The sequence below is a fragment of the Streptosporangiales bacterium genome (assembly GCA_009379825.1).
In the GTDB taxonomy this organism is placed as follows: domain Bacteria; phylum Actinomycetota; class Actinomycetes; order Streptosporangiales; family WHST01; genus WHST01.
This window is the reverse complement of record WHTA01000068.1, coordinates 22,413-30,544: the sequence shown is the minus strand read 5'-3', so window position 1 is coordinate 30,544 and position 8,132 is coordinate 22,413. Positions and strand designations below refer to the sequence as shown.

The 8,132-nt window shown below is 71.1% G+C and carries 6 protein-coding genes and 2 pseudogenes; 4 read left to right on the top strand and 4 right to left on the bottom strand.

What is annotated here, in order from left to right:
* The first annotated feature begins 263 nt into the window (after positions 1-263).
* Positions 264-1,115 (top strand): EamA family transporter, encoded by an 852-nt coding sequence (locus GEV07_24385; GenBank protein ID MQA05720.1) that lies wholly within the window; start codon positions 264-266, stop codon positions 1,113-1,115.
* Between the two features lie 56 nt (positions 1,116-1,171).
* The gene (locus GEV07_24380; GenBank protein ID MQA05719.1) at positions 1,172-1,714 is read left to right on the top strand and encodes a GNAT family N-acetyltransferase; all 543 of its coding nucleotides are present in this window, start codon (positions 1,172-1,174) and stop codon (positions 1,712-1,714) included.
* A gap of 4 nt (positions 1,715-1,718) precedes the next feature.
* Here GEV07_24380 and fgd read toward each other — a convergent pair whose 3' ends face one another.
* Positions 1,719-2,726 (bottom strand): glucose-6-phosphate dehydrogenase (coenzyme-F420), encoded by a 1,008-nt coding sequence (gene fgd / locus GEV07_24375; protein ID MQA05718.1) that lies wholly within the window; start codon positions 2,724-2,726, stop codon positions 1,719-1,721.
* Between the two features lie 56 nt (positions 2,727-2,782).
* Entirely contained in the window at positions 2,783-5,479 is a 2,697-nt protein-coding gene (gene polA / locus GEV07_24370) for a DNA polymerase I (protein MQA05717.1), read from the bottom strand.
* Between the two features lie 179 nt (positions 5,480-5,658).
* Between polA and GEV07_24365 the strand changes: the two genes are divergently transcribed.
* Positions 5,659-6,006, top strand: a complete 348-nt coding sequence (locus tag GEV07_24365; GenBank protein ID MQA05716.1) for a hotdog fold thioesterase — start codon at positions 5,659-5,661, stop codon at positions 6,004-6,006.
* Between the two features lie 208 nt (positions 6,007-6,214).
* Here GEV07_24365 and GEV07_24360 read toward each other — a convergent pair.
* Positions 6,215-6,796, bottom strand: a pseudogene (locus GEV07_24360) (response regulator).
* 94 nt (positions 6,797-6,890) lie between these two features.
* Positions 6,891-7,400 (bottom strand): TetR family transcriptional regulator, encoded by a 510-nt coding sequence (locus tag GEV07_24355; protein MQA05715.1) that lies wholly within the window; start codon positions 7,398-7,400, stop codon positions 6,891-6,893.
* A 202-nt stretch (positions 7,401-7,602) separates the two neighbouring features.
* Here GEV07_24355 and GEV07_24350 point away from each other — a divergent pair.
* Positions 7,603-8,126 (top strand): annotated as a pseudogene (locus GEV07_24350) (isoprenylcysteine carboxylmethyltransferase family protein).
* Positions 8,127-8,132 lie beyond the last annotated feature (6 nt).

Sequence of the window (8,132 nt, the reverse complement as noted above, 5' to 3'; positions counted from 1 at the left end):
CCACGTGATCGTCGACCACCACATACAGTGCTGTCAGGAGGGTGTTCAGTTCTTTGGTCACACATCGATCTTGAACACCCTCCGCCCCACGTCTCCGCAGCCGCGCCGACCACACCCTTCAAGGAATCACTCATCTAGGTGACCCCGAAGGAAAGGTGCCGCCCGCTGTGACCGTGCACTCCCCGACGGCCTCCCCACGCACCAGCCCCGACCGCACCTGGTTGGTCGCCGCGGCGGCGGCGCTGTGGGGGGTGTCCGCGCTGATGCGCGAGCCGCTCGCCAGCCAGCTGCCCGCTGCCACCATCGTCGTCTACGAGCACCTGCTGCTCGTCGGCTTCCTCGCGCCGTTCCTGCCGTCGGCGGTGCGTGCGGTGTGGGCGGCGAGCGTGCGCACGAAGATCGCCGTGCTCGTCATCGGTGGCGGCAGCTCGGCACTCGCGGCGACGCTGTTCACCGCGGCGTTCACCTTCGGCGACCCGGTCACGCCGCAGGTGCTGCAGAAGCTGCAGCCGCTGATCGCCATGACGCTCGCGGCCGTGCTGCTCGGCGAACGGATGAGCCGCAGGTTCCCGCTGTTCGCGCTGCCGGCACTCGCCGGCAGCTGGCTGCTCGCGTTCCCCGACCCGTTCGCGGTGTCGCTGTCCACCGCGATGGGCGCGCTGCTGGCGTTCGGCGCCGCGGCGCTGTGGGCGTGCGGCACGGTGCTCGGCCGGGTCGCCGGTGCCGAGCTGACCGCCATGCAGGTCACCATGCTGCGGTTCACCGTCGGCCTGGTGGCGGCCGTCTGCATCGCGCTTGCGTCCGGCTCGTCGCTTGTATTCTCGCCGCTCACCTGGAGCAACGTGGGCCTGCTCGTGCTGCTCGCGCTCGTGCCAGGGCTGATCAGCCTGGTCGCGTACTACTACGGGCTGCGCGCCACCCCGGCGACCCGCGCGACCCTGGCCGAGCTCGCGTTCCCGCTCACCGCGGCGCTCGTCGGGGTGCTGGTGCTCGGCGCACGGCTGGACGCGAGCCAGTGGGTCGGCTTCGCCATCGCGCTCGTCGCGGTGACCGGCCTGAGCCTGCACGAGCGGCGCAGCCAGCAGGCGGCGGTGACCGTCCGCGCCGACCGCTGACCCGGCGGGCAGGTAAACCGGGTGCCGCCGGCGCACCCGGTCCCTACGGTGAGCGGATGCAGCTGCGCGCGGAACGCCCGGACGACCTGGCCGCCGTACGCACGGTGCACCGCGAGGCGTTCGGTGACCACGGCGCGGTCGTGGTCGACCTGCTCGACTCGCTGCGGGCCACCGACGCCGACCCGCTGTCGCTGGTCGCCGAGCGCGCCGGCCGGGTCGTCGGGCACGTGCTGTTCACCCGCAGCCTGCTCGACGCGCCCCGCCGCCTGGTCGACGTGCAGGTGCTCAGCCCGCTCGGCGTGCTGCCCGGGCACCAGCGCACGGGCGTCGGGTCCGCCCTCGTGCGGCGCGGCCTGGACGTGCTGGCCGAACGCCGCGTGCCGGTGGTGTTCCTCGAGGGGGCACCCGACCACTACGGCAGGCTCGGCTTCGCCGCCGGCGAGCCGCAGGGCTTCCGCAAGCCGTCGCTGCGGATCCCCGACGCCGCGTTCCAGGCCCGCCGGCTGCCCGCGTACGAGCCGTGGATGACCGGCACGCTCGTCTACGCCGCGCCGTTCTGGCAGCACGACGCAGTCGGGCTGCGCGACCCGGACGCGTGACCGGTCAGTCCCCCAGGTCGCGCAGCCGCGGCAGCAGGTCCCGCTCGAACTGGTCCATGAACTTCGCCTGGTCGTGGCCGGGCGCGTGGAAGACCAGGTGGTTGAAGCCGGCGTCCACGTACGGCTTGATGTTCGCGACCGCCTCGTCCGGGTCGGCGCTGACGATCCAGCGGCTGGCGATCTTGTCGATCGGCAGCGCGTCCGCGGCCCGCTCCATCTCGATCGGGTCCTCCAGCTCCGCCTTCTGCTCCGCGCTCAGCGCCAGCGGCGCCCAGAACCTGGTGTTCTCCAGCGCGGTGTCGTAGTCGCTGTCGTAGGAGAGCTTGATCTCGATCATCCGGTCGAGCGCGGACGGGTCGCGGGACGCCTTCTCCAGGCCCTCGTCGACGGCCGGCATCAGCTTCTCCTCGTAGAGGTCCATGCCCTTGCCGCTGGTGCAGATGAAGCCGTCACCGACCCGGCCCGCGTACCGCGCCATCGTCGGGCCGCCCGCGGCCACGTAGACGGGGATGCCGCCGGCGGGACGGTCGTACATGGTCGCGCCGACGGTCTTGTAGTACTCGCCATCGAAGTCGACCCGCTCGTCGCTCCACAGCGCCCGCATCAGGTCGACCGCCTCGCGCAGCCGGGCGAAGCGCTCCTTGAACGGCGGCCACTCCATCCGCGACACGGCGATCTCGTTCAACGCCTCGCCGGTGCCGATGCCGAGCAGCACCCGGCCCGGGTACAGGCAGCCCATGGTGCCGAACGCCTGCGCGATCACCGCCGGGTTGTAGCGGAACGTGGGCGTGAGCACGCTGGTGCCGATGAGGATGCGCTCGGTGCGCTCACCGACCGCGCTCATCCAGGTGAGCGCGAACGGCGCGTGCCCGCCCTCGTGCCGCCAGGGCTGGTAGTGGTCGCTGACGAGCACGCTGTCGAACCCGTGCTGTTCGGCGCTGACCCCGAGCTCGACCAGCTCCCGCGGGGCGAACTGCTCTGCCGACACCTTGTACCCGATGGAGATGCTCACGCAAGCCTCTTTCTACGAGCGATGGTCTCTCCAGGCAACGTACTTCAACCCGCCGGTCAGTGGCCGGCCGCGTCCCAGTCGTGGCCGGTGCCCACCGAGACCTCGAGCGGCACGCTCAGCTCGTACGCATCCGCCATCTGCCTGACGGTGAGCTCGCGCAGTGCCTCCAGCTCACCGGGCGCGACCTCGAAGACGAGCTCGTCGTGCACCTGGAGCAGCATCCGCGACGCCAGGCCGGCGGTGCGCATCGCCTCGTCGACGCGCAGCATGGCCACCTTTATGATGTCGGCCGCCGACCCCTGGATCGGCGCGTTGAGCGCCATCCGCTCGGCCATCTGCCTGCGCTGCCTGTTGTCGCTGACCAGGTCGGGCAGGTACCGGCGGCGGCCGAGCAGCGTCTCCGTGTAGCCGTTCAGCCGCGCCTGGTCGACGACGTGCTTCAGGTAGTCGCGCACCCCGCCGAACCGCTCGAAGTAGCGCTCCATCTGCGCGTTCGCCTCGTCCGGGCTGATGCCCAGCTGCTGCGAGAGCCCGTACGCGGACAGCCCGTACGCGAGGCCGTACGACATCGCCTTGATCCGTCGGCGCATCTCCGGCTCGACCTGGTCGGTGCCGATGTCGAACGCCTGTGCCGCCACGTAGGTGTGCAGGTCCTCGCCGGACTGGAACGCCTCGATCAGCCCGGCGTCCTCGGACAGGTGCGCCATGATGCGCATCTCGATCTGGCTGTAGTCGGCGGTGAGCAGCGTCTCGTAGCCCGCGCCGACTACGAAGCCATGCCGGATGGCACGCCCCTCCGCGCTCCTGATGGGGATGTTCTGCAGGTTCGGGTCGCGCGAGGACAGCCGGCCGGTGGCCGCCACCGTCTGGTCGAACGTGGTGTGGATCCGGTTCGCGTCGTCGACCATGGGGATCAGCGAGTCGACGATGCTGCGCAGCTTGCTCACGTCGCGGTGCCTGAGCAGGTGCTCGAGCACCGGGTGCCCGGTCTGCGCGAGCAGGCCCTGCAGCGCGTCTGCGTCGGTCGTGTAGCCGCTCTTGATCTTCTTCGTCTTCGGCAGCTCGAGGTCCTCGAAGAGCACCTGCTGCAGCTGCTTCGGCGAGCCCAGGTTGAACTCGCGGCCGACCACGGCGTACGCGGCCTGCTCGGCCTCCTTCACGCCGCCGGCGAGCGTGGCGGACAGGTGGTGCAGGTGCTCCAGGTCGACGGCGATGCCGACGTGCTCCAGCCGGGCGAGCAGCGAGAGCAGCGGCATCTCCACCGTGCTGAGCAGCTCCTTGCCGCCGCGCCGCTCGACGTCCGCCGCCAGCTCGTCGGCCAGCTCGAGCACGGCACGCGCACGGATGGCGAGCGCTTCGGCCTCGTCCTGCTCCGCGCTGCCGTCCAGCGAAAGCTGCCCTGCCTCCTCGGTCTCCGCCCGGAGCTCGCGGCGCAGGTACCGCAGGGTGAGGTCGCCCAGGTCGAACGACCGCTGGCCGGGCAGCACCAGGTACGCGGCGAGTGCGGTGTCGGCGGCCAGCCCGCCGAGCGTCCAGCCGTGCGCGGCGAACGCGAGGCTCGGCCCCTTAACGTCGTGCATGACCTTCGGCTGGTCCTCGGCGGCCAACCAGGCGGCCAGCGCGCGGTCGTCCTCCTCGGTCAGCTGGGTCGGGTCGACGTACGCCGCGGCGTGGTCGGGCGCGGCGATGGCCAGGCCGGTGATCGTGCCGGTGCCGCGGCCCCAGCTGCCTGTAATGGCCACGCCGCAGCGCTGCCCGACGGCGGCGTGCTCGGCCAGCCAACCGGCGAGCTCGCCCGCCGCAACGACCGTAGTGTCGACCTGGAAGCCCTCGTCGGCCTCCGGTTCCACCGACGACAGCGTGGCGAACAGCCGCTCGCGCAGCACCCGGAACTGCAGGTTGTCGAACAGCTCGTGCACCTGCTCGCGGTCCCACTGGCCGAGCTGCAGGTCGGTGGGTGCGCGTTCCAGCTCGACGTCGCGCACGAGCTCGGTCAGCTGCCGGTTCTGGATGACCTGGCCGAGGTGGGCGCGCAGCGCGTCGCCGGCCTTGCCGCGGACCTCGTCGACGCGGTCGACGAGCGCGTCGAGGCTGCCGAACTCGCGGATCCACTTGGCCGCGGTCTTCTCGCCGACGCCGGCGATGTTGGGCAGGTTGTCGCTTGGGTCACCGCGCACGGCGGCGAAGTCTGGGTACTGGGACGGGCTCAGCCCGTACTTCTCCTCTACCGCGTCCGGCGTGAACCTGGTGAGGTCGGAGACACCGCGCCGCGGGTACAGCACGGTCACGCTCTCGCCGACCAGCTGCAGCGCGTCGCGGTCGCCGGTGCAGATCAGCACCTCGTAGCCGTCGCCCACGGCCTGGGTGGTGAGCGTGGCGATGAGGTCGTCGGCCTCGTAGCCCTCGACGGCCAGCCGCGGGATGCGCAGCGCGTCGAGCACCTCCTCGATCAGGCTGACCTGGCCGCGGAACTCGTTCGGCGTCTCGGAGCGGTTCGCCTTGTACTCGGCGTAGCGCTCGGTGCGGAACGTCTTCCGTGACACGTCGAACGCCACCGCCATGTGCGTCGGCTGTTCGTCGCGGAGCACGTTGATCAGCATCGAGGTGAAGCCGTACACCGCGTTCGTGGGCTGGCCGGTGGTGGTGGAGAAGTTCTCCACCGGCAGCGCGAAGAACGCCCGGTACGCGAGCGAGTGGCCGTCGATCAGCAGCAGCCGCGGCCGGGTCGTGGGGGCAGCATCGGTGTTCGCCATCGCAGACGATCCTAGAAGCGTGCACTGACACCCCCGCGGGCAGTGTCCGAACGGCCAGCGCCCTACAGTGCATTCCGGACGTTCGAGTCGACGGAGGAGCACGCGTGGCGGACGAGGAACCGGCAGTCACCTTCGAGTACCTCTACGGCGAGAACGGCCCAGGCGCGCTCGCCGAGCGGATGGGCATCGAGATCGTCGAGGCCAGCCCGGAGCGGGTGGTCGCAACCATGCCGGTCGAGGGGAACACCCAGCCGTACGGGCTGATGCACGGCGGCGCGTCGTGCGTGCTCGCGGAGACCGTCGGGTCGATCGCCGCCGCCATGCACGCCCACCCGAAGCGGCTCGCCGTGGGTGTCGACATCAACGCGACGCACCACCGCGCCGCGCGCGCCGGTGTGGTCACCGGGGTCGCGACGCCCGTCCACCGCGGGCTGTCCGTGGCGACGTACCAGGTCGCCGTCACCGACCAGCGCGAGCGCGCCGTGTGCACCGCACGGCTCACCTGCATGCTGGTCGACCGGGTGTAGCCGCCCGCATCCCGCGCGGTGCGGTCGGCTGGCCCGCTTTGCCCGGCCAGGCCGCCGGTGGCTACCGTAGCCGGCGCGGAGGGCCTGGAGCGTCGAGTAGACAACGTCCCCCGGCAGGGGAAGGCCAGCCAGGGACGGCACCAAAGACCTCCGGGCCCTCTCGCCAGCTCGGCTGGCGCTGCGGGCCCGCGTCCCTGCTAGCCGCCGGCTAGGACTTCTCCGTCCCGGTCACCGACTCGAGTACGACCTCGGCGACCTTGCGCATGCCCACCCGGCGGTCCATCGCCGTCTTCTGGATCCAGCGGAACGCCTCCGGCTCGGTGAGCCCGTGCTCCTGCTGCAGCGCGGACTTCGCCCGCTCCACGAGCTTGCGGGTCTCCAGCCGCTCGCCGAGGTCACGCACCTCGTCTTCCAGCGCGGTGATCTCGGTGAACCTGCTCTGTGCCAGCTCGATGGCGGGCACCAGGTCGGCCTTGGTGAACGGCTTGACGAGGTACGCCATGGCACCGGCGTCCTTCGCCCGCTCGACCAGCTCCCGCTGCGAGAACGCGGTGAGGATCACGACCGGCGCCAACCGCTCGCCGGCGATCTTCTCGGCCGCGCTGATCCCGTCCAGGACCGGCATCTTGACGTCCATGATCACCAGGTCGGGATGCTGCTCGAACGTGGTGTCGATGGCGCTCTGGCCGTCACCGACCTCACCGACTACGTCGTACCCCTCCCCCTCGAGCATCTCCTTGAGATCGAGGCGGATCAACGACTCGTCTTCGGCAATCACTACCCGTCGCGTCTTCGCATTCACAAGGCAAGCCTAAACGCCGCCCCGACGAACTGCCGCGCCCCCGACCTGTGACCTTGTGCATTTCACCCGTGTAACGCGCGTTTCAGCCAGATGTCCCTGCGGTCAGGTACTGCTGGACGGCCGGCCCCACCAGGTCGACGAGCAGCTCGGGGTCCGCGGACGCGAGCGGCTCGATCCGCAGCCGGTACCGCGCGACGGCGAGCCCGGCCAGGTGCGAGGCGACCAGCTCGACCCTGGCCGCCGCGTCTGGCACGTCGAGCCGCTCCACCACGTCCGCCACGAGCGGCCGCAGGACGACCTCCACGAGCGCGTCACGGGCCTTGTCATGGCCAACGGCCGACGTCCACATGGCGAGGAACGGCTCCATGTCGCCGGCGTCCCAGCGCGCCAGGCAACTGCGCACCAGCCGGTGGCCGACGTCGGCGGTGCCGTCCGTCAGCAGTGCGGGCAGCTCGGCCAGCGGGTGCTCGCCGCTGGCGGCGGCCCGGAACAGCCCGTCCTTGTCGCCGAAGAAGTAGTAGACCATCGCTACGTCCACGCCGGCAGCCTTCGCGATCGCGCGCACCGGCGTGCCGGCGTAGCCGCCGAGCATGAACCGCGACCTGGCGGCGTCGAGGATGCGCTTCCTGCTCTCCTCGCCGGTGCGCCACCGGCCGGCCCGGCGGGCACCCGCAGGTCGGGCGGACTCCGGCACCTCGGCTCCCCTCGTACGAACCAATCTTCAGCGGCCGTTGAACTATACCGGAGACCGGCGTACCGTTTTCTTCAACGGTTGTTGGAGAAAGGAGCTCGCCATGACTTCGTCGCGCCGACTCTGGTGGCGTCACCTGGTGTCCGTCCTCATCGCGCCGGCGACCGTCACGGTCCTCGTCCCCGGCGTCATCGCCTGGCTGGCCGGCTTCGACGCCCCAGCGCTCGGCGCCGTCCGCTGGCCGCTCGGCGTGCTCGGCGGCGCGTTCGTCGCCGCCGGCATCGGCATGCTCGTGTGGACGGTCGTGCTCTTCGACCGCGTCGGCGAGGGCACGCTCGGCATCGGCGAGCCGGTGCGCCTGGTCGTCCGCGGGCCCTACCGGCGGGTGCGCAACCCGATGATGACGGGCGTCTTCAGCATCCTGGTCGGCGAGGTGCTCCTCACCGCGTCGCCGTGGCTACTGGCGTGGTGCGCGTTCTTCATCGCGCTCACCACGGTGGTCATCAGGGTCATCGAGGAACCGCACCTGACCAAGCGGTACGGCGACGACTACGTGCGCTACCGCAGGCACGTGCCGCGGTGGATCCCGCAACGCGCACCCCGTGGGACCCGCCCGCGGTCAGCTGACCGCCG